Genomic DNA, 22,518 nt, shown 5'->3' with positions numbered 1-22,518 from the left:
AAAATTAAATCAAAAAAAACAGATACCTCTCTTAATACAGCCAATTGACAAATAACCCCTATGGCTTGTTGAATTAATTGATTAAAATGTTGCTTCAGATCAACTGATATATCAACACCTGGATCACAGAAGAGTTTGGGATATAAAAAAAAAGTACACAAACGAATGTTTGTGCTACCTGTAGGTAAGCTTCCAGCGGCTCAGGTCCGGAACAATCGTTTTCTTTTTATGCAATTCGTGGTTATAAATAATTTGCCCTGCTTCTTTGAAGAACGGATAACCAATTTCTTCATACTCGTATTTATTGTCATTTAAAATACCATCCTTATTTACATAGATGGTGGCGCTAAGCATAAACTCCACTTTGTTTTTAAAATCGACCACATAGCAGTAGTCTGTTAAAAAGCCATAACTCCAGCCGGCTTTGTTAAATACCCGGATATAGTCCGGAATGCCTTCCTTACCGGCACGGAAAAAGAAGAACTTGGTATAGCTGCTAAAAAATTCGGACGTATCATAAGCGGGGAAACGGCTTTCATAAGGTAGCTCCGACATATAGGTATATAACATCCGGTAATTGTCTTCCGTTAAATGGAACCGCTGTTTGGAGGGGACCGATCCGGGAAACAGCACGCTGCGCAATAAAAGATGTCCGTCTTCCAGCGGCAGGTTATTGTGCTCGGTAAAATCCATGGGTGTGTTGATCAGGCTGTCATTTTTATCCCAATGCCCTTTGCCCACCAGTATTTTGGTGGCAGGAAAGCGGAACTGCACATTGCTGTAGGCGGCCGGTTGTGTAAACAGGGTTTGCCCGTTCTTTACAAAACGGATGGGATTGGTATGGCGGTTTTCTTCGGAATTCATGGGTACAAACCGGCGGGTGATGCGGATATCCTTATAGCCCTTTTTCCAGAGCTGTTCATTCAGCGTTTTTTGTCCCACAAATTCGTAAAGCCGGTTATAGGCGTCGTTATCGCTTACCAGGAAGATCTTTTTTATATAATGTGCAATGGAGGGGAGGCCGTTTTCTGAAGTGGCATCCCCGGTTACGGCGGTTTGTCCGCTGAAGGCGCTGTCCGTAAGCATAGACGTTTGGGGAGTGATTTTTGCCCCCAGCCCGTTCAGTTTTTCAAGCGCTGCAAAAGCCACCGGCATTTTTACGGTGGAGGCAGGGTTAAAATAACGGTTCCGGTCTACATTCAGGTAATGATTCACAAAGCTTGGGTGTTGGTGCGCATCCCGCTTTATCTCTGTGTAAATCAATTGATATTGATAAACTTCCGGTTGTTCCAGCACCGATTTTAACAGGGGCGAGGCCTGCTGCTCCAGCAGTTCTTTCAGCCAGGGATCGGTTTTTATCTGTGCATTTGATATGGCAGCGGTCATAATGGATAAAAATAAGAGGAAAACGGGTTTCATACAGGTAAGATAGGATTTTTCCGCTGCCGATTTACATTTCTCATTTTACATCCGATATTTTATACTTTCTGGCAACCGATCCCGTAAATTTGCAGCCAAAATTTTGTATATATGAAGGAAACCCCGTTTACGAAAAAACACCTGGCGCTTGGAGCCAAAATGGCTGAATTTGCAGGGTATAATATGCCCATCAGCTATTCAGGGATCAATGAAGAGCATCAGACCGTAAGAAAGAATGCCGGTGTGTTTGATGTAAGCCATATGGGCGAATTCATCCTGAAGGGGCCAAAGGCGCTGGACCTCATACAACGGGTTACCACCAATGATGCTTCCAAACTAAAGAACAATCAGGCACAATACAGCTGCTTTACCAATGAGCAGGGCGGTATAGTGGATGACCTGATCATCTATTGCATTGAAGAAAACAATGTATACATGATCGTGGTGAATGCGGCCAATATTGAGAAGGACTGGAAATGGCTGAGTGATCATAATACGGACGGGGTTGAAATGCACAATATTTCCGATAGAACGGCGCTGCTGGCCATACAGGGCCCTCATGCCACGGCTATATTACAACCGCTTACTGATACGGATATCCTGAATTTAAAATACTATACGTTTGAAAAAGGCCGGTTTGCGGGTGTGGATAATGTACTCATCAGCGCTACCGGGTATACCGGTTCCGGCGGGGTTGAGATCTATTTTGAGGATAAAGATGGTGCTGCCGATAAAATATGGGATGCCATTTTTGCGGAAGGCAGTCCCAAAGGGCTAAAACCGATCGGCCTGGCCGCAAGGGATACGCTGCGCTTGGAAATGGGTTATTGCCTGTATGGCAACGACCTTAATGATACCACTACCCCGCTGGAAGGCGGCCTGGGCTGGATCACCAAATTTACCAAGGACTTTACAGCGAGCGACCTGCTGAAAAAACAGAAAGAAGCTGGCGTAACGCAAAAGCTGGTGGGTTTTGAGCTGGAAGACAAGGGCATTCCGCGCAACGGGTATGAGATCTGTGATGAAGCCGGGAACCGGATCGGTACGGTTACATCCGGAACCCAATCCCCTTCCCTTGGAAAAGCCATCGGGCTGGGATATGTACAAACGGGTTTTGCGGCTTTTGAAACACCTTTGTTTATTAAAGTGCGCGATAAATTATTAAAAGCAAAGGTGGTGAAGCTGCCCTTTGCCTGATTTTACAGCACAATAACATCGATCGCCGGTTGATCTGCAGCCGCTGGTTCTTTAAAATGACAAAATTGTTGCCGGGGTGATTGTCAGTCAAAGCCTGACGAGGGCTGACAACCACCCCGTATTGTTTTTATTTTTATCAAATGAGTAATCAACCTACCCTTTATACATCACTTTCACCGGCGCTGATCCATCTTTACGACCTCAACAATGCGGTGGTGGTGGTCATTGATGTGTTCAGGGCCACTTCAACCATTGCGGCTGCACTGTACAACGGAGCACAGTACATCATCCCCGTTGATTCGGTGCCCAGGGCCATCGAGATCAGCAAATCTGTAAAAGGAATTGCGGCCGGTGAGCGCGACGGGAAGCTGGCCGATGGACTGAGTCACGGAAATTCCCCAATGGAATACAAACGCGACTTTATTGAAGACCAGGTACTGGTACTGACCACTACCAACGGAACCCGGTTACTGCATATGGCCCTGGAGCAAGGGGCAGACGATATCATTACCGGGTCTTTTCCCAATCTTTCATCCGTATGCAATTATTTAATTGCCCAGGGCAAAAATGTAATACTGGCCTGTGCGGGATGGAAAGATAAATTCAACCTGGAAGACACACTGTTTGCAGGAGCGGTCATCAGCCGGGTAAAGGCGCATTTTTCCATTCATTGCGACAGCTCTTTTATGGCGGAATATATGTATGCGCAAAATAAACAGGACCTCCTGGGTTTTGCAAAACAACTGACGCACTACCACCGCCTGGTAGACCGGTTTGGATACATTGATGACATTGCGTTCTGTTTGCAGGAGGATGTGGCAGACGTATTGCCGCTTTACAGGGAAGGGCGGCTGATCCGGCAGGAATAACCTATAAAGTTAGCACATTTTCAATAAACAACAGAATATAAATTTTCTCAAAATCTTGGGCAAATACTAGGAAAAGCGGATAAGATTCTTTTATTTTTGCCGATTGTCCTTTTTGTAGCCCAACCGGCAATACAGGGGTCCTGCAGCCGTAAAATACCGGCAATGGATGGCCTGGAACGGATACCGGAAGCCCGGTACAGACAGGTTTGAAGAAGGATGATGATGAGAAATTATTAATTAAGCATAATAACAGCAGCGGTTTGGCATTACCACATTTATTAAAACACGTTTATACCTTCGGTACCGATGAGGTGATCCGCAGGGGTAAAAAAACATTTGCACTCGGATTTGTAGAACTGATCGAATACGATAAACTAACCGGAAGCATCTATTTCAGGGTAAAAGACGACTCTTACAGCACCTTTTATAAGGTACACATTCAAAAATTCAATGACCCGAAAAACCTGGCATTGAAGTGTAACTGTCCGTATAACCTGGGTGATGTTTGTAAACATGAAGTGGCGGCATTGTTCCAGTTACAGGAGCTGATGGATAAGGGACAGCTGGAAGATGAGGAAGTATATTATGATCAGCGTCATACCGTGGTAAAGATCCGCAACCTGGATATACGGTCCATCCGGCACCTTTGCGCCCCGGAAACCTTTAATGATGCGGAAAAGTTTTTGCAGAAGAAAAAGGCAAAGATCGTTTACGCGCAGGATGAAACCGTAAGGGCCGTAGTTTCCCTGGACGGAAAGGAATATAAGGTAGCCATCAAAAAGAATGAGGAGCGGAACTTTGATACCAGCTGCGATTATGAGGATACGGATCACCCGCTTTGTTTGCCCAAGGTGATCGTTTTCCTGCAACTGATCAAACAGCACGGGGCCTTTTATTTTGATACGATCCGCAACCGCGACGTAGAAAAGAATAAATTACTGGAAGCCTATGGCTATTCGCTGAACGATGATCTGAAAGGAAAATTTGAATTTGTATTTAAAGACGGCAAGCCGTTTTTGCGGGTGCTGGATCCGAAGATCAAACGCATCAACACCCTTAGTACAGCAGAAAAGCCAGCAGCGTCCGCCATTAAGCAACAGGCGCAGACCGTTGAAAAAGAAGATGCTGTAGCAGTAGAAGAACAACCCGCAAGAAAGCTGGGAGTCGTTTTCGATTTTAATAAAACGGTTTATCCGTATTTCCAGGTACATATTGTATCCGGGGAGCTGAATGAAAGCGGATCTGGTTTTGCCGGGAAAACCGCGGCCCTTGATATCAGTCATTTTATAGATACGGCCGATTTTAGTGAGGAGGACATCAGCCTGCTGAATACGGTGCGCAAATTACAGGATACGGAAATTAATAAATATGTAAGCCGGAATACACCGTTTAATAATCTTTGGGAACAGGACGAACCGGTCATTGAGGAGAGCACCGAAACCCGGCAGCTGATCAATGAATACATGCTGCCCCGGCTGCGGAAGCTGTTGGTGGATGCCGGCGAGGACGGCCTGGCCTTTATATTGCCCCAGGGTAAAAGCTTTGTTACCGATCATCTGGAACAGATCGATATTTTTATAGAACCGGCCATTACCGAATTTTTTGTAGACAAGGAAGATGATGAGCGTTTTAGTTGCGACTGCCTGGTGCGGTTGCGGGGCATGGTGCACGGGGTAGAGCAAAATGAAAGCCCCTGCCCGCTGTTGTTCCTGTATAATCATCAGCTGTTCCTGTTTAGCAATGCCGAAAGCATCAGCCTTATTGAAAAATTCCTGCCCGCCGGTAAAATGATCATTTCGCAGGAACAGTGGGCCGAAACCCTGCACGAATTCATATTACCCCTGGCCCGGGAATATAAGGTAGACTTTGATGCTTCGATGCTGCATGTGATGAAGAACATTGTGCCGGAAGCAAAATTGCTGTTGATCGAAAAAGGTGACCATCTTATTTTTAAACCGCAGTTTTCCTATAAGGGCTATGAAACGGACCTGCTGGGAAAAGAAATATTCCTGATCCCTGAAGGGGACAAGATCCTTTCGATACACCGGAATAAAGAAAAAGAAAATGCATTTGTAGACCGGCTGAAGAACCTGCACTCGAACCTGGTCATGAACGAGGAAAACGGCACCCTGTCGTTGAAAGGTGCGGAGATCCTGAAGGATAACTGGTTCTTCCTGTTTGTAGATGCCATGAAGGAAATGCAGGTACCCGTGTTTGGTTACGATGCATTGCGGAACTTCCGGTTCAATACCGCCAAACCGCAAACAAAGATCTTTATCTCCAGCAATACCGACTGGTTTGATGCCAAAGTAGATATTGTTTTTGGCGATCAGCAGGTTTCCATTGCGGATGTAAAACGCGCGCTGGCCAACAAACAAATGTATGTGCAGCTGGGCGACGGTACCCTGGGGGTGTTGCCCGAAGAGTGGCTGAAAAAATATGCGCTCCTGTTCCGGGTTGGTGAGGGTGCCAATAATAATTTGAAGCTTTCTAAATACCACAAGAGTGTGGTAGATGAATTGTTTGAGCTGAAAAATGAAGAGGAGCTGGTATTTGAGCTGGAGGAAAAATATAACCGGTTAAGAGATTTTGAAAAGATCCATGAAATTGAGCCGCCGGCACACCTGCTGCCGATCCTGAGACCTTACCAGGAGGCCGGGTTCCAGTGGATCAACTATTTAAAAAATGTAAACTGGGGTGGTATCCTTGCGGATGACATGGGTTTGGGTAAAACCGTTCAGGCACTTTCCTACCTGGAGCACCATAAAACCCATAACCCCGATGCGCGGATCCTGGTTATTTGTCCTACCACGCTGATCTATAACTGGGAAAATGAGATCAAGAAATTTACGCCGTCCCTAACCTACCGTATTCATCATGGCCCTTCCCGTACCCGCAATACGGAAGATATTTTAAAGCAGGATGTAACCATTACCACTTATGGTACGCTGCGCAGCGATATTAAATTATTTGTGGGGGTGCCTTTTGATTATGCGGTACTGGATGAAAGCCAGGCGATCAAGAATCCTTCCAGCAAGGTAACCAAGGCCGCCTACCTCATCAACGCCAAGCACCGGCTTTGTATGAGTGGTACACCGCTGCAGAACAATACTTTTGATATTTATGCACAAATGAACTTTCTCAACCCGGGTATGCTGGGAAGTATTGAGTTCTTCCGGCAGGAGTTTGCGATCCCCATCGATAAACTGGGCGAGGCCGACCGGAAAGAGCATTTGCGGAAATTATTGTATCCGTTTATCCTGCGCCGTACCAAGGAGCAGGTAGCCAAAGATCTTCCGGAAAAACAGGAAATGATCCTCTGGTGCGAAATGGAAAGCGAGCAGCGCTCTATTTATGATGCCTACCGGAACGACTACCGGGATAAGATCCTGGGCAATATTGAATCGCAGGGTATCGGGCGCTCGCAGATGACGATCCTGCAGGGATTGATGAAGCTGCGGCAGATCTGCGATTCGCCGGCGATCCTGAATGAAGAAGAGGCATTTGAAAATCATTCGATAAAAATTGAAGAACTGGTGCGGGAGATCACTGAAAATATGAGCGATCATAAGGCGCTGATCTTTTCGCAGTTCCTGGGTATGCTGGGGCTGATCCGGCAGAAGCTGGAGATGCTGGGGATTAAATACGAATATTTTGATGGAAGTACATCAGCTCCGGACCGGGAAAAAGCCATCCAGAGTTTCCAGAAAAATGAGGAAGTACGGGTGTTCCTCATCTCTTTAAAAGCCGGGGGTGTGGGTTTGAACCTTACCGCCGCCGATTATGTATACATCGTAGATCCCTGGTGGAACCCCGCTGTAGAGCAGCAGGCCATTGACCGTACACACCGTATCGGGCAAACCAAGAGCATTTTTGCCTACCGCATGATCTGTAGGGATACGATCGAAGATAAGATCCTTAAACTGCAGGAAAAGAAGAAAGCCCTGGCAAAGGACCTTATTTCGGACGAAGCTGGATTTGTAAAATCACTGACAAAAGAAGATGTGGAATACCTGTTTAGTTAATAGTAAACAGGGAGTAGCAAGTAGGAACTGTTGCTGCTTGCTACTCCCTGTTCCCTACTCGCTGTTCTTCCAAATAATTAAAATATGAAATTCAGAAGAGGCATTTTATTGTTCATCATTGGGGTGATTTTAGTGGCTTATTTTACCAAGCCGTCTAAGGATGGCTTTATTAAATGGATGCAGCCGGTGGTGAACCGTACACAAAGACCTCCGGTGGTGGATTACCAGGATAAGTTCCTTTACGCGCTGGTAACCGCAACTTATGTAGATGCCGCCAACCCGGTTAAGGAAGATAACCATGTGATGGCGCCTGCCAGCAAGGAGACCTATATTGGTGTTTTTGGACGTTACTGGAAGCAGTAGGCTTAGGAATTTTAAATATTAAATATCCAATATAAAATCCAGCGGTGATGGCTGCTGGTTGTCAGTTTTCAGCGATCAGTTATCAGTTTTCAGCTGGTTCCGTCCGTGATCGATGATCTGACATCCGGAATGAAGCGCATATACCAAGCATCAAACGAATCCAATGAGGAATATTGAACCGCGAATGGTTTTGTATATCTGAAAAATCCCTGGTTCCGCTTGTCTCCTTGTCCCCTAAAAAAGGCCAATAGTGAGCGTAAGAAGCGAATCTGAAATGTTAAACCTTGAATCAGCTTTCAGCGATCAGTTATCAGTTTTCAGCTGGTTCCGTTCGTGATCGATGATTTGGCCTTTAGTAAAAGGAGGTAAAATAAGTAGCTGGAATTGATGATTCATATCAGGACCAAACTAAACCCGATCTTAAATCTGGAACCAGGTGATCAGCGATCAATTATCAGTTTTCAGCTGGTTCTGTCCGTGATCGATGATTTGGTATAACATGAGAAAATGAGAACGGGGAATTGAATGTTACATCAGGTTCCAACGCCGCCCAACCTGAAACTTTAAATGTGGAACCTGGAACCTCCCTCTTACACCCTCGGATGCTGCTCCCGGTAATGCCTGGGCGACTGGCCGAATTTCTTTTTAAAGATCCGGGAGAAATAAAAAAGCGTATCAAAGCCTGTTTGATCGGCGATCTCCCGGACGGGTAGGCTGGTGGCCCGCAGCAGTTCGGCGGCTTTTCCCAGCCGCAATTCCAGGTGATACTGGTTGGGCGATAAGCCGGTTACTGCTTTAAAATCCTTCCTGAATTTGGAATAGCTAACAGCGAGTTGCCGGGCTACATGCGTCATGCTCACATCGCTTTCCAGGGCCTCCTGCAGCAGGAATTTTGCTTTGGAAATGTATTGAAAGGCATCGCCGGTGTTTTCTTTTTTATAAACCGAAGCATTATAAACCAGCGATAGCAGTTGTAGCACAAAACCGGCAATAAGCTGGTGATAGCCCGGATTTGCGTTTTTGATCGTATCGATCAGGTTGTGAAAAGTGGCCAGCAGTTCTTCATGTAAGCCTACATGGATCACGGGATTTTTTTTACTGAAGAAACCCGATTTCATCAGCCGCTGCGGATAATAGCCGTTGAAGCCGATCCAGTATTCTTCCCACCCGGTTTTTGAAATGGGTTTATAACGGTGCCAGGTACCGGGAAACAGCAGGAAGCAGCTGCCCTCCTGTATGGTACTGGAGGCCTGGTGCGCCGTTTCAAAAACGCCGCTTCCCTGTGATATAAATACAATATAATAGTCATTCAGGATCCTTCCTTTGTTCCATGTAAAACGATGGGTGCTGGGGTGCTCCCGGCTCAGCGGATAAGGCTGATGTTGCGCGATTTTGGTATAACCTACTGTGGTAACATATAGCCCCCAGTTATCCTCAATTGCTGTTTTTGCGAGATATTTATGAAAATTCTTCACGTCCTGAATATACACAAAATATCAGAAAATGTAAATTAAAAACGGGATAGTGTATCTGTTTTGAGTTTAAGCGGATGTACATTTGGAACAGAGGTCGTTGATGAGCGGTAATGTTGGAGATGCTCAGACGATGATGATTGCTTTATTAACAAAAGATAACGATTAACAGTTTTAGGGTAAATGATAGCTGGGATTGCGGTCATTGTACGATCCCGGATCCGGTAGAAAAGGCGTTCACGATGCCAATATTAGAAATATATTTTTTGAACAGGTCAGAAAATGTAAATTTAATGCCCGGTGATTGCCATTAGAAAAAACGTACCGGCAGCCCGTTAAATATTTTAAACAAGCCAATTATGATGATGCTCAAACTGCTAAAAAGATCGCTGCTGCTCCGGCAGGGCGCACTGTTTCTGTTGCTGCTTTTGTTCCAGGAAGCGGCAACCGCACAGGGAAACGAACCCACCATCCGGGGAGAGGTAACACTTAGCCGCTCCGGGGATGACCTTTCCGGAACCTCTATTAATGTAAAAGGAAAAATAGAGGCAACAGCTACCGACAAAAACGGGAAATTCAGTTTAAAATTCCGGATACCCGGCACCCTGATCATATCAAGGGTTGGGTATGGTACATTGGAAGTACCGGTGGTCTCGGACGAACCGGTAAAAGTACTGCTTACGGAAAGCAGTAACAATATGAACGAAGTAGTGGTGGTAAGTTATGGTACCAAGCTGGCAAAAGATATTACCAGTGCGGTAACCACCTTTAATGCCGCAAAGGCAAAAGATATTCCTGCGGCTGAATTTGGTCAGCGCCTGCAGGGTCGCGTAGCGGGGGTGCAAATCAATATGGCCAATGGCCGGCCCGGTCAGGGTATAGATATGCGCATTCGGGGCGCGGCTTCACTGGGTAACGGATACCAGCCGTTGATCGTGGTAGATGGGCAGATCCTTTCAGGAGCCAATACGCGGTCAGGGGATATGAACGTAGTCAACCCCGATGATATCGAAACCTTTACGGTGCTGAAGGATGCGGCAGCGGCGGCACTTTATGGCTCAAGGGCTGCGAATGGGGTGATTTTAATTACCACCAAACAGGCAAAGGCAGGACGTACCAGCATCAGCTTTGATACCTACTACGGCTGGCAGAAAGCACCTCAGAAGGGGCGCCCGGATATGATGAATGCCCGGGAATTTGCAACCTATATGAAAGGTTTTTATGAAGATAAGATCAAGTATGAGGCATACACAAAAGGAATCCCGGACGAGTACGCAAACCCCGATCAATACGGCGAAGGCACCAACTGGTACGATGCGTTATTAAGAACGGCTCCGATGAAGAACTTTTCCCTGAATCTTTCTTCTGGTACAGATAAACTGTCTTCTTCTTCTACCATGTCTTATTTTGACCAGGACGGTTTATTGCTCAATACCAATCTTAAACGGTTCTCCTTCCGCAGCAATAACGAATACCGTCCTGGTGACGCCTTTAAAATTGGTTTGAACCTGGCGCCTTCCTACCAGGTGGAACACAATACACGAAATTTTACTGATGGAAACCGCCAGATCATTGCCAATGCCACGGCTGCTTCTCCGTTACAGCCTATTTATAATGCAGATGGCTCTTTCAACAGCAAGGCCTCTTCATTTGGAATGCTGAACCTGAACAATCCGGTACAGCAATTGTTGCTGGCCGACGCCAATTACAAAACCCTGAGATTGCTGGGAAATGCCTATGCAGATATCGCCATTTTGAAGAACCTGCATTTTAAAACAACCATTAATTCGGATATAGCTTCTTATCAGCAGGACTGGTACCAGGGTACCATGTATGGCATTGGTTTAAGTGCAACGCCCATACCTCGTGCGGCCTCCAGCTCATCATCAACACATGCATCTTATGATTATGTTTCCTGGCTGAACGAAAATACGTTGAACTATAATCTGAAAGTAGCCGATCATCACCTGGATCTGCTGGCGGGCTACAGTGCCCAGAAATGGAAACGAGAGTTTCGGAATATATATGGGTCCAATTTTGCAAACGATATTATTCCCTGGGTTTCCGGCGCAGCCGTGATAGGGGGTGTCGGCACCGGAGGTGCAAACACATTTACCAATGCAGAAGCCTGGAGCATGGCCTCCAGCTTCGGACGGTTGAGTTATGATTATAAAGGCAAATACCTTTTATCCGCAACCTTCAGAAGAGATGGTTCTTCCAGGTTCGGTCCAAGTGTTAAATATGCTGATTTTCCATCTGTATCGGCCGGATGGGTGGTAAGTGATGAAGGCTTCTTTAAAAGAAAGGATGTGGTGAGCTTTTTGAAGCTACGGGCCAGTTATGGTAAAACCGGGAATTTCAACATCGGGAACTACCAGTTCGTGACGAATGTCAATCCTGCAAACTACGTATTCGGAGGGACACTTACTCCCGGGTTTGCCCTGAGTTCCACATTAGGCAATCCCAAGGTTACCTGGGAAAGTTCGGCGCAAACCGATATTGGAGCGGATATCAATTTTCTGAAAGACCGGATCATTTTTTCTTACGATTATTACGACAAAACCACCAGCAAAATGCTGTACCTGGTTACATTGCCTACTCAGTCGGGGTATGCGAACATACAGTTGAATGTAGCTAAGTTCCGGATGTGGGGACATGAGTTTACGGTTAGTTCCCGTAACCTCGTAGGCAAGTTTGAATGGACCACGGATTTTAATATTTCATTGAATGATAATAAACTGCTGGAATTGCCCCCCAATACGCCCTTTATTGGCAATAACTCAACTTACGCAGGCTATAACCGCACGGTAAAAGGCGGCCACATCGGGGAGTTTTACGGATACGTATTCGACGGCGTATATATGAACCAGGCAGAGCTCAACAGTGCGCCCAAATATTCTTCATCAAATGTAGGAACAACCCGGATGAAAGATGTAGATGGAAATGGCGTGATCAACGCAGACGATCGTACCCTGATCGGCAATCCCAACCCGAAATACAATTTTGGCATTACCAATACCTTCCGGTATAAAAATTTCGATCTGAATATTGTGGGCTATGGTCAGGGTGGCAACCAGATCCTGAATGCCAACCGTGCAGACTGGACGAACCTGGATGGAGTAATGAATGTGACCTCCGATATGATGAACCGGTGGAGATCAGAGGACAATCCGGGAAACGGAAAAGTGCCCAGCACCCGCAACTTAACCACCGAATTGTACCGCCTGGCGAATTCAACCTGGGTAGAAAACGGAAACTTTTTTACCATTAAGAACATTGCATTGGGCTATACATTCCGGCAAGACCTGCTGAAGTATGTAAAATCTGCGCGGGTGTACGCCAGTGTGCAGCAGGCTTTTGTGTTTACAAAATATACCGGAATGAACCCCGAAGCCAACTCCACAAAGGATGACGCAACCGGCACCTACGGACAAGACCTTAGTACCTTCCCCATTCCACGCACATTTATGATTGGAGCTAATTTTAGTTTTTAAGTCTTAAAGAAATTTACAATGAAAAGTAATAAATATATTTACGGGTTTTGTATCCTTACTGCGGTTGCATTTGCTTCCTGCTCCAAGGACTTTCTGACGCTTTATCCCGAGGGTAATCTGAATGAAGGCATTTTTTATAAAACCCCGCAGGATTTTCAGCAGGCCGTTGTAGGAACCTATACGCCCCTGCGCGATATTGCAGCCAACGCATTTTGGATGGATGAAATGCGATCAGATAACGCAACGTATGATTATTATGCCAAAGACCGGGGAAGCGCTGCCCGGGAAAACATTTCTACATTTATGGATGATGCTACAAACCTTGTTTTTCAAGGGCGTTACCAGGCGGCCTATACCGGCATTGGCCGTGCCAATGCCATTCTGGATCATTTGCAGGACAATAGTACCCTATCTGATTCGTTAAAAAAACAGGTAACCGGGGAGGCCAAAGCGCTGCGGGGCCACTATTATTTTGACCTGGTGCGCAACTTCGGCGGCGTTCCGTTGCATCTGCACGAAGTACTTCAGGCGGCCGATGCTTACCTGCCCAGGGCTACAGCAGAAGAAGTATATACACAGGTGATCAGTGATCTGAAGGATGCATTGGACCTGCTTCCGGCGCCCTCTTTTAAAGTTGCCGAAACCGGACGGGTAAATAAAGGTGTGGCGGCCACCGAACTGGCGGCCGTTTATATGCAACGCAAAGACTATGCAAATGCATTGCCATTGCTGCAATCGGTGACTACTATGGGATACAATCTTATGACCAGCTTCAATGGGGTATTCAACCCGGCCAATAAAAATGCAAACGTAAACAAAGAGTTGATCTTTGATATACAGTATCAATCGGGTACTACGGGGCAATCCAGCAACTTTATCTACCGCTTTATTCCCCATATGGCCAATACCACCAATGTGTTGGGGGTGAACTTCAGCACAATCGGTTTTGGCGGCTGGGATGTGCCTTCGGATGACCTGATTAGCCTATTTGAACCGGGAGATAGCCGGTTTAATGCCTCCATAGGTATTATTGCCGGAAAGATCAATGATGCGCAGGATTTTACTGCGGACAGCGTGGTTAGTAATGCCGTGGGCTATACGCCGAAACCCGGGGTAACTGCGAAATATTTTTGTAAAAAATATTATTTTCTACCGGTACCTAATATCAATCAGAACACCGATCAAAACTGGCCGTTATATCGCTATGCAGATGTATTGCTAATGCTGGCGGAGTGTTTAAATGAAACAGGAAAAACAGGCGATGCATTGCCTTATCTGAACCAAATCAGAGCCCGGGCATTTGGGGATGCCAATCATAATATTACCACTACTGATCAGGGGCAACTGCGTACGGCGATTGCATTGGAACGGAGAAGAGAACTGGCCTTTGAAAATAAACGCTGGCAGGATCTGATCCGTACCGGTCAGGCAGTAACTGTAATGAATGCCTATGGAGTACTGGCAAAACAAAAATATCCCTATCTGCTGCCGCAATCATTTACCGTTACTCAGGAAAAGCTGTTGTACCCGATTCCACAGCAGGAAATGAATCTGAACAAAAACCTCAAACAGAACCCCGGGTATTAATCCCTTTTAAACATATACGAATGAAAAATGAACTCTCACAGGAACAGATCGGTTACTACCAGGAAAACGGATTTGTAGTAATTGATGATTTTTTGTCGCCCGATGAGCTGCAGGAATGGCGGGAAGCGGTGACAGAAGCCATTGCAGAACGGAACGGGATCAAGATCCCCGGTCAGGATATTAAAGTAGGCATGGACGACGGCATCAACGAAGATGCGGAATATTTTTCCAAGGTGTTTGACCAGCTGCTGAACCTCTGGCAAACCAACGAGAAGGTTAAAAAGATCATGATGGATGAGCGCATTGGAAAAATGGCGGCGGAACTGGCGGGTGTGGATGGTATCCGGATCTGGCATGACCAGGCCCTGTTTAAAAAGCCCTGGGCCAATCCTACTTCCTGGCACCTCGATACACCTTTCTGGTCGTTTTCCGACCGGAAAGCACTTTCCATCTGGGTGGCCCTGGATGATGCCACCCCGGAGAATGGCTGCCTGTATTTTATACCGGGATCTTTTAAGGAAACAACATTTGAGAATAAAGGGATCGGTAAAAATATGGATGGCATCTTTGATGTATATCCGCAATTTAAAAAAGTAAATTCCGTTGCAGCAAAAATGAAAGCAGGCAGTTGCTCCTTTCATAACGGGTTGACCATTCATGGCGCCGGAGCAAATATGACAAGCGGTTACCGCAGGGCCATGACCTGCGCTTATATGCCGGAAGGAAACATATTTAACGGGCAGGCAAATATTTTACCAGACGCCTACCTGAAAACATTAACAGTCGGCGACCCGTTGAACAGCAATGAGCAGAACCCATTGATCTATCATAAATAAACAGCTTTGAACATACGATTTCTTTGCCCGCGCTGGGGCGCGGAACAGGTGGATTGGGCTTCCTTTTTAAAAGAGGTAAAGAAAGCCGGCTATGCAGGGATCGAATGGTTTCCTTTTGGTGAACCGGGTGATCCTGAAAAAGTGCTTGCATTGCTGGAGGAACTGGAACTTGACTTTTCCATAGTAATGCAGGTAACCAGTGTTTATGCCGGTTTTGAAACCTATATCATGGCATTAAGAAACGATCTGCTAAAGCTGGCAGCACTGCGAACGGCGAAAAAGCAACCCCTGTTCATCAGCGCACAATGCGGCCGGGAATATTTTACCAATGCGCAGATCCTGGAATGCCTGCAGGTTTGCGGGGAAGTGGCAGCCGCAACCGGTACGGCCATATACCAGGAAACCCATCGCAATAAATGGTCTTATGGTGCTCATACGGTATACCCGCTGTTGAAACAAAAGCCGGAACTGGGCCTTACACTCGATGTATCGCACTGGTTCTGTGTTTCCGAAAGCTACCTGGAAGATCAGCAGGCGGCCGTACAGGCGGCTGTCCGGCAAACCTTCCACGTGCATGCGCGCGTGGGGCATATAGAAGGGCCACAGGTATTTGATCCTGCATTACCTGAATATGCCCGGGCATTAAATGAACATCTGAAGATCTGGGATCAATGGGTGGCATACCGGCAACAACAGGGGTTTGCTGAAAGCACCTTCACGCCGGAGTTTGGTCCCCCGCCCTACCTTACGGGTGCCAACCGGGATGTAGATCTGCAGCAGGAGCAATGGGGACTGAATTTATGGATGAAAAATCTTTTGAACGAACGGTATAATAAAACGGAACATGAAGCGTAGAACCTTTCTGGAACGCGGCAGCCTGCTTACGGTGGGCGCCCTGATGTATGAGCATATGGCATGGGCCTTTCAAAATGACCGGGTGCAGGTAGCTGCAAAAGACCAGCTGTATGAATTGTTTAAAACACCGCAGACCATTTACAGGCCTTTTGTACGCTGGTGGTGGAACGGTGATAAGGTAGAAAAAGAAGAACTGCTGCGGGAACTGAAGTTGCTGAAGGATGCAGGTATTGGTGGTGTGGAGATCAATCCCATTAAGTTCCCGCAACGTACGGACGATATGGGCATCCGGTCACTAACCTGGCTCAGTGATGAGTGGGTGGATGTACTGGACTTTACATTAACCGAAGCCAAAAAACTGGGGCTCACCTGTGATCTGATCGTTGGCTCCGGCTGGCCCTTTGGCGCCGAATACCTGCAGGGCGATGAATGCGCAGATATTATGACGATCGGGGTAAAGAAGGTAACCGGGTTAATGGATTTTGAAGTGCCAATACTGGATTTTATCAAAGAGGCAGACCCGGCAACCACCAGTCCCTACGCCCACCGGAAACTGGAAATACAAAAGGTATTTATGGTTCCGGATCCGATGAAATCGCTGGATGAGGTGGTGGACCTTTCGGATCAGATCGCCTCCGGGTTTATTAAAGTAAAAGTGCCCAGAGGAAATTATGCGATTTACGCGTTATTAAAAACGCGGGCATTCCTGGAAGTAATTAACGGTGCACCGGGTGCAAACGGGCAGGTACTGAACCACTTCAATAAGGCCGCTGTAGAAAAATACCTGAATCATATGAGTGATGCGATCCAGAAACGGATCGGCCCTTTAAAAAACCGGGTACGTGCACTATTTGTAGACAGTATGGAGCTGGAAGGTGCCAACTGGACGGGCGATATGGCCGATCAATTTAAAAAGCGCAGGGGGTACGATATTATGCCCTATCTCCCGCTGATCTTCTCAAAAATCGGGGCAATGGGCAATGTATATGATTACAATTACGGAACCCGCTTTACACCGGAGTTCCAGGATATTATTGAACGGGTGCGCTGCGATTTTGACCGCACAAAAGTGGAGCTGTTAAAAGAACGCTTTGTAGAGCCGTTTCAGCAATGGTGCAAAAACAATGGTATGTTATCCCGCGCGCAGGCTTACGGCCGGGGCTATCATCCCCTCGAAGCCAGTATGGGTATGGATCTGCCGGAAGGAGAAACCTGGATCAAATACGGGATCGGTGAGGAGATGCCGGAAACGGATTACCGTATCGGCAGGGCCTATTCCATGGCAAACAAATTTGTTTCTTCGGGAGCACACCTGGCCGGTAAACGGGTGGTTTCCTGTGAGGAAGCCACCAACACGGATATGGTGTTCAATGCTTCTTTGCAAACGCTGAAGCTGGCATCGGATCAAAGCCTCATCACCGGTATTACCCACTCTGTTTACCACGGGTTTAATTATTCGCCAAAGAATGCGCCCTTTCCCGGGTGGATCCGGTACGGGAATTTTATGAACGAGCGCAATACCTACTGGCCGTTCTTTAAACGGATCAATGATTACAAGGCCCGGGTGTCTGCCCTTTTGCAACATGCAGATATGTTTGCCGATATTGCCATACTGCCGCCATTGTTTGATTCCTGGGGCAAATTTGGCGCACCCAATGAACCCTTTCCCTCGCTTACCTACCCGGCCAATTTATCCCTCATCTGGGAGGCAATGCAGCAGCATGGTAATGGATGCGATTATGTTTCAGACAGTATCATTAATAAAGCGGTCATAAAAGACGGCTTCCTTGAATATGGTCCCCGTAAATATCATACCCTGTTCCTGGTACACGTGCAAAGCCTGGAACCGGTTACCGCCCGTAAACTGTTGCAGTTTGTACAATCCGGCGGGAAAGTCATCTGCGTTCAAAATATGCCCGATAAATCGGTAGGGCTGCTCAATGCGGATGAACAAACAAAGCTGGTACGCAATATCCTTGAAGAGCTGAAAACCTTTAAAGACCGGTTTATTTTTACCGAACACCCGGAAGAGAATTATCCGGCCTGGTATAAAGCCCTGCAGCAGAAATATGATATAAAACCCTATGTTACGGTTACGGATGGTAATCCGTTTATTCAGCAGGTACGGTATTCTAACGAAACGGTAGAGATGCTGCTGGTGTTCAATTCCAGTGCCAACTATCCTTTTAAAGTAACTTTTCAACCAGATGCAGCGATTTATGAAGGACGGTTTGGACATTACTGGGATGCGGTTACCGGTGAACTTTACCGGCTGGAGAACGACCGCCAGATCACGGTAACCCTTTATCCGGCAGATATGCGGATCTTTGTTTTTGAAAAAGAGCAGCGAAAGAAGAGTCCCGTGTATAGGGAAGTGCCAGAGTCGGAGGGACAATACCCGGAGATCACCACGCCCTGGACCGCTGAATTCCGCCATATAGACGGATCTATAAAAACAGCAAGCCTTACCGGCTTAAAAGACCTGAAGGACATGCCCGGATACCAGGATTTTGCAGGCACCGTTATTTACAGGAATACGCTTTCGAAAACAACAAACGGACCATCGTACATCGACCTGGGCGGAGTGCAGGGCATTGCTCAACTAACCTTAAATGGAAAAGACCTGGGTGTGCGGTGGTTTGGCCGCTATCTATACCATGTGCAGCCTTGGATGCAATCCGGAACCAATACCATCGAAATTGCGGTTACCACCACCATGGGCAATTATATGAAGTCGCTTACGGATAACCCCGTGGCGCAGTACTGGACAAACGGAAAAAGAAAACCACAACCCATGCGCTCTATGGGCTTGCTGGGACCTGTTACTGTATTTTAAAAAATGAATTATGCGAAGAAAGAATATTTTTTTAGCAACGCTCCTTTCCTGCTTTTCGCTGATAGCCGCAGCAAAAGATTACAGCGCGCTCAGTTTTGGTGCAAAAAAAGATGGCGCCGGTCTGAACAGTGCCATTATACAGGGAGCCATTGACTATATTCATGAACAGGGCGGTGGCCGCCTGGTATTTGATGAGGGAAAATATCTTACCGGTACCATCTTTTTGAAATCCAATGTGACCCTTCATCTCAAAAAAGGTGCCGTGCTCCTGGGCTCTGTAAACCCGTTTGACTATGAGAAGCATAAATACATCGGATGGACGTCGATGATCTTTGCCCTGAAACAGGATAATATCGGTATTACCGGCGAAGGTATGATCGATGGCCGGGGCTTTCTTACAGCCATGAATATGGTGGCGAACATTCAGAAGGGACTAGTGACAGATCCGCTGAAGTACGACCGGCCCAATGAAACCAATCGTCCGCAGAATATCTATTTCCGTGAATGCACCAATGTACGGATTACCGGCGTAACATTAAAGGACCCGGCCAGCTGGAACCAGACCTACGATCAATGCCGGAACCTGTATGTAGACAGCATTCATGTAGACAGCAAGAGTTACTGGAACAATGACGGAATTGATGTGGTGGACTGCGATGGTGTTGTGATCAAGAACTCTTATTTTGATGCGGCCGACGATGTGATCTGTTTCAAATCGCACGATGCAACGAAGATCTGTCAGAATGTGGTTGTGGATAACTGTACCGGAAGGTCCAGCGCCAATGGGCTGAAATTCGGAACGGTTTCCCGTGGCGGGTTCCGGAACTTTAAAGTAACCAACCTGAAGATCTTCGATACCTACCGTTCGGCCATCACATTTGCTGCAGTAGATGGCGGCCTGGTGGAAAACATCGAAGTGGATGGTGTACGGTCGATCAATACCGGCAATGTGATTTACCTGCGTATCGGCGACCGCTGGAGCAATGGCAAACAGCCGTATATGAAAAACATTCGCATTTCCAATGTATATGCAGAAGTGCCGGATACCAAGCCGGATGCAGGGTATAGCTATGAAGGTCCTATCGAAGACCTGCCCCGCAATATTTCACCGTCCAGCATTGTGGGCTTACCACAATATAAAATACAGGATGTAACACTCCGGAATATCGAAATCGTTTATCCCGGTGCAGGCAATCCGCATTATGCCCGGCGCGGACTGAGCAAGGCGGAACTGGATAGTATTCCTGAAATGCCCACGGCCTACCCGGAGTTTTCCCAGTTTAAAGAACTGCCGGCCTGGGGATTTTACGTGCGGCATGCCACTGGTATCCGCTTCGAAAGCATTACGCTACGGGCAAAAGAAAACGATTACCGCCCCGCCATCGTATTTGATGATGTGCAAAAGGCTTCATTTGATAAGGTGAATGTAGAGGAGCCGGCTGCCAAAGGCAAAAAGCAGGTGTTCCTGCACAACACAACGAGATCCAAATAATTTCATTTTTAAAGTTGTTACAAAATGCGCGTGTTAAAACTGATCCTGTTAACGGTATTATTACCGGTATTTGCTGCCGCAAAAGATTATAAAGCTTCCCTGTTCGGCATCCTGTCGGATGGTGTTACCAACAATACCCGTTCTATCCAAAAAGCCATCGACTTTATTCATGAGCAAGGTGGCGGCCAGCTGGTGTTCTATGTAGGGCGCTATATGACCGGAAGCGTACAGTTGAAATCCAATGTAAGTATAAAGCTGGAGGAAGGTGCGGTATTGGTGGGGGCTGCTTCTATATATGATTACAACAGTTCCGGCCGGATCCGGGCCATCATCAGTGCCGACGGACAGGAAAACATCGGTATTTCGGGTAAGGGCGTAATCGAAGGAAACAGCCAATCCCTGCTGGAAAATGTGGCCATGTTGCAACAGAGCGGCTATCTGCGTCAGCAGGATTTTGTGCGCCCTGCACTTATGGCATTTACCAACTGTTCCAATATAAAAATTGATTCTGTAAACCTCTGGAATGGCAGCGGAAAGGCGCAGGTCTTTGACGCTTGCAGCAATGTAGTAGTGGAAATGGTAAACATCAGCAGTAAACAGGTTCCCGGTACCGGAGGCATCCGGCTGTCCGCATCAAAAAATGTATTAATAAAAGACACCTTTATTGATGTGGCTCAGCAGCCCTATATCGAGGGGGCAAAAAGCAATCAATCCATCCGGGTTGACCGGGCGATTGATCCTTCAGGGAAACTGCTTCGTGTTTCGGAGTAAGCCGCACTTCCCGCGCGGATTCGCTTTAATCCAGTTTCTTTAAGAGCCGCACTGCATTTTTATGATACAAATTGTTGGATGGAACAGCGGTGGCATATTTTTTAGCCAGTTCCTGGCTCCCGGTCTTATAGGCACATAAGGCTGCAAAGAAATAACTGTCTTCCTGGTAAGCAGAACTGCTTTGTAACAGTTTTTCAAAAACGGGCAGCGCCATTCCGGGCTGATCCGTTTTTAGCAGGCAAATTCCATAATAAAAGGCGGCCATCACATCCTCCGGGTTACCTTCCGCTGCCGCCTTTAAATGCGGCAGGGCCTGCTGGTATTGCTGGTCATTAAATAACTGACCGCCCTCCTTACCATGATCGGCAGCGCCTCTCACTACTACATTGGGCATGGGTGTTATAGGATAGCGGTCTACACTGGCCGGAGTAAATACAAATAACAACAGCACCGCGGCTACAGCTACCGCTGCAAATACCAGTTTGCGTATACGGCCGGTACGGGGTATAGCAGCGGATCTTTCGCTGAAATGTTCCCGGGTAAGCGGTTCAAGTGTGGCTTTTAACTGCGCCGCTCCAGCAGCTGCAGCTTCATGTTTTTGCACAACGGCTTCCGTATAAAGCCAGTCTTCATAGGCCTTTTTTACCTGGGGATCCTGTGCCAGCTGACGCTCAAAATCAGCGCGTTCTTCCGGAGACAGGGCGTCTGAAATATAAGCTTCTATCTGTTCGTAAAGATTCATGGGTGATAACGGTTGTGATTGACTAATTCAATTAATTCAGACATGCAGATGGATTTCTTTTTCCGCAGGTAGGCATAGCTTACGCCCAGTTGCACTGCCAGTTTTTGCTGCGAATCGCTGAGGTACGATGCCCGGATGATTTCCCTGCAACGTTCGCTGAGCTGTTCCAGCAGTTCCATTACCAGCGCTTCCTGCTCCAGTTGCTGGGCATGTGCCGATGCTTCTGCGTCTGCATTGTCCTTCAGGTATGCATATCCATCATCCAGGCTTTTTGTTACCCCCGACCTGGATTTTTTCTTTAGCAGGTTGATCCATTTTCGTTTGCATACCAATAAAAGAAATGCTTCAAACGGACAGGTGAGCACAAATTTTCCATCTGCCGCCAGCTTAAAAATATCGATCAGCGATTCCTGGAAAACGTCCCCGCATTCTTCGGTATCTGCTCCTTTTGATTTCAGGTAGGCCGTAATAGAGGGGGCATATTTGCGGTAGATCTCTGAAAGCAGCACCGAATCATTATTCCGTAATGCTTCAATATATCGTTGGTCTGTATGCAATCT

At 46.9% G+C, this 22,518-nt stretch carries 15 protein-coding genes; 11 read left to right on the top strand and 4 right to left on the bottom strand.

The features are described from left to right. Nucleotides 1-174 precede the first annotated feature (174 nt). Nucleotides 175-1,419, bottom strand: a complete 1,245-nt coding sequence (locus Q1V85_RS17485) for a serine hydrolase (protein WP_300601838.1) — start codon at nucleotides 1,417-1,419, stop codon at nucleotides 175-177. Between the two features lie 111 nt (nucleotides 1,420-1,530). On the opposite strand from Q1V85_RS17485, the gene gcvT reads away from it, so the two are divergent. From gcvT to Q1V85_RS17465, 4 genes are all read left to right on the top strand, one after another. Further along, nucleotides 1,531-2,616, top strand: coding sequence for a glycine cleavage system aminomethyltransferase GcvT (gcvT, locus tag Q1V85_RS17480; RefSeq protein ID WP_300601836.1), 1,086 nt, complete (start codon nucleotides 1,531-1,533; stop codon nucleotides 2,614-2,616). Between the two features lie 140 nt (nucleotides 2,617-2,756). Beyond that, the gene (locus tag Q1V85_RS17475) at nucleotides 2,757-3,485 is read left to right on the top strand and encodes a 2-phosphosulfolactate phosphatase (RefSeq protein WP_300601835.1); all 729 of its coding nucleotides are present in this window, start codon (nucleotides 2,757-2,759) and stop codon (nucleotides 3,483-3,485) included. 260 nt (nucleotides 3,486-3,745) lie between these two features. Beyond that, on the top strand, nucleotides 3,746-7,510 hold the full coding sequence (locus Q1V85_RS17470) for a DEAD/DEAH box helicase (RefSeq protein WP_300601833.1): 3,765 nt from the start codon (nucleotides 3,746-3,748) through the stop codon (nucleotides 7,508-7,510). An 84-nt stretch (nucleotides 7,511-7,594) separates the two neighbouring features. After that, complete coding sequence (locus tag Q1V85_RS17465) at nucleotides 7,595-7,873, top strand: hypothetical protein (RefSeq protein WP_300601832.1); 279 nt, start codon at nucleotides 7,595-7,597, stop codon at nucleotides 7,871-7,873. A gap of 590 nt (nucleotides 7,874-8,463) precedes the next feature. Here the strand turns inward: Q1V85_RS17465 and Q1V85_RS17460 are convergent. Further along, nucleotides 8,464-9,348, bottom strand: a complete 885-nt coding sequence (locus tag Q1V85_RS17460; RefSeq protein ID WP_300601831.1) for an AraC family transcriptional regulator — start codon at nucleotides 9,346-9,348, stop codon at nucleotides 8,464-8,466. Nucleotides 9,349-9,704: 356 nt separating this feature from the next. Between Q1V85_RS17460 and Q1V85_RS17455 the strand changes: the two genes are divergently transcribed. Genes Q1V85_RS17455 through Q1V85_RS17425 form a run of 7 tightly spaced genes read left to right on the top strand, consistent with a single transcriptional unit; the run spans nucleotide 9,705 to nucleotide 21,216 of the window. Beyond that, nucleotides 9,705-12,839, top strand: coding sequence for a TonB-dependent receptor (locus Q1V85_RS17455; RefSeq protein WP_300601830.1), 3,135 nt, complete (start codon nucleotides 9,705-9,707; stop codon nucleotides 12,837-12,839). Nucleotides 12,840-12,857: 18 nt separating this feature from the next. After that, nucleotides 12,858-14,426 carry a RagB/SusD family nutrient uptake outer membrane protein gene (locus tag Q1V85_RS17450; protein ID WP_300601829.1) on the top strand — a complete coding sequence of 523 codons (1,569 nt, stop codon included), beginning with the start codon at nucleotides 12,858-12,860 and terminating at the stop codon, nucleotides 14,424-14,426. A 20-nt stretch (nucleotides 14,427-14,446) separates the two neighbouring features. After that, the gene (locus tag Q1V85_RS17445) at nucleotides 14,447-15,262 is read left to right on the top strand and encodes a phytanoyl-CoA dioxygenase family protein (protein ID WP_300601828.1); all 816 of its coding nucleotides are present in this window, start codon (nucleotides 14,447-14,449) and stop codon (nucleotides 15,260-15,262) included. 6 nt (nucleotides 15,263-15,268) lie between these two features. After that, nucleotides 15,269-16,117, top strand: coding sequence for a sugar phosphate isomerase/epimerase (locus Q1V85_RS17440; protein ID WP_300601827.1), 849 nt, complete (start codon nucleotides 15,269-15,271; stop codon nucleotides 16,115-16,117). Continuing rightward, nucleotides 16,107-18,953, top strand: a complete 2,847-nt coding sequence (locus tag Q1V85_RS17435) for a glycosyl hydrolase (RefSeq protein ID WP_300601825.1) — start codon at nucleotides 16,107-16,109, stop codon at nucleotides 18,951-18,953. The genes Q1V85_RS17440 and Q1V85_RS17435 overlap by 11 nt, the downstream gene beginning before the upstream one ends. Nucleotides 18,954-18,963: 10 nt before the next feature. Further along, a complete protein-coding gene (locus Q1V85_RS17430; RefSeq protein WP_300601824.1) occupies nucleotides 18,964-20,445 on the top strand; it encodes a glycosyl hydrolase family 28 protein in 1,482 nt (493 codons plus the stop codon). A gap of 24 nt (nucleotides 20,446-20,469) precedes the next feature. After that, complete coding sequence (locus tag Q1V85_RS17425) at nucleotides 20,470-21,216, top strand: glycosyl hydrolase family 28 protein (protein ID WP_300601823.1); 747 nt, start codon at nucleotides 20,470-20,472, stop codon at nucleotides 21,214-21,216. Nucleotides 21,217-21,241: 25 nt separating this feature from the next. Here Q1V85_RS17425 and Q1V85_RS17420 read toward each other — a convergent pair whose 3' ends face one another. Next, a complete protein-coding gene (locus Q1V85_RS17420) occupies nucleotides 21,242-21,958 on the bottom strand; it encodes a tetratricopeptide repeat protein (protein WP_300601822.1) in 717 nt (238 codons plus the stop codon). After that, nucleotides 21,955-22,515 carry a sigma-70 family RNA polymerase sigma factor gene (locus Q1V85_RS17415; protein ID WP_300601821.1) on the bottom strand — a complete coding sequence of 187 codons (561 nt, stop codon included), beginning with the start codon at nucleotides 22,513-22,515 and terminating at the stop codon, nucleotides 21,955-21,957. The genes Q1V85_RS17420 and Q1V85_RS17415 overlap by 4 nt, the downstream gene beginning before the upstream one ends. Between the last annotated feature and the right edge of the window lie 3 nt (nucleotides 22,516-22,518).

It is taken from the genome of Niabella sp. (genome assembly GCF_030150205.1).
Classification (GTDB): Bacteria; Bacteroidota; Bacteroidia; order Chitinophagales; family Chitinophagaceae; genus Niabella.
This window is presented reverse-complemented; position numbering and strand designations above follow the sequence as displayed.

Bases quoted from the DNA above. Each gene is read 5' to 3' on its own strand.
- Q1V85_RS17485 (WP_300601838.1), bottom strand. From the start codon at position 1,419: ATGAAACCCGTTTTCCTCTTATTTTTATCCATTATGACCGCTGCCATA.
- gcvT (WP_300601836.1), top strand. From the start codon at position 1,531: ATGAAGGAAACCCCGTTTACGAAAAAACACCTGGCGCTTGGAGCCAAA.
- Q1V85_RS17475 (WP_300601835.1), top strand. From the start codon at position 2,757: ATGAGTAATCAACCTACCCTTTATACATCACTTTCACCGGCGCTGATC.
- Q1V85_RS17465 (WP_300601832.1), top strand. From the start codon at position 7,595: ATGAAATTCAGAAGAGGCATTTTATTGTTCATCATTGGGGTGATTTTA.
- Q1V85_RS17455 (WP_300601830.1), top strand. From the start codon at position 9,705: ATGATGATGCTCAAACTGCTAAAAAGATCGCTGCTGCTCCGGCAGGGC.
- Q1V85_RS17450 (WP_300601829.1), top strand. From the start codon at position 12,858: ATGAAAAGTAATAAATATATTTACGGGTTTTGTATCCTTACTGCGGTT.
- Q1V85_RS17445 (WP_300601828.1), top strand. From the start codon at position 14,447: ATGAAAAATGAACTCTCACAGGAACAGATCGGTTACTACCAGGAAAAC.
- Q1V85_RS17435 (WP_300601825.1), top strand. From the start codon at position 16,107: ATGAAGCGTAGAACCTTTCTGGAACGCGGCAGCCTGCTTACGGTGGGC.
- Q1V85_RS17430 (WP_300601824.1), top strand. From the start codon at position 18,964: ATGCGAAGAAAGAATATTTTTTTAGCAACGCTCCTTTCCTGCTTTTCG.
- Q1V85_RS17425 (WP_300601823.1), top strand. From the start codon at position 20,470: ATGCGCGTGTTAAAACTGATCCTGTTAACGGTATTATTACCGGTATTT.
- Q1V85_RS17420 (WP_300601822.1), bottom strand. From the start codon at position 21,958: ATGAATCTTTACGAACAGATAGAAGCTTATATTTCAGACGCCCTGTCT.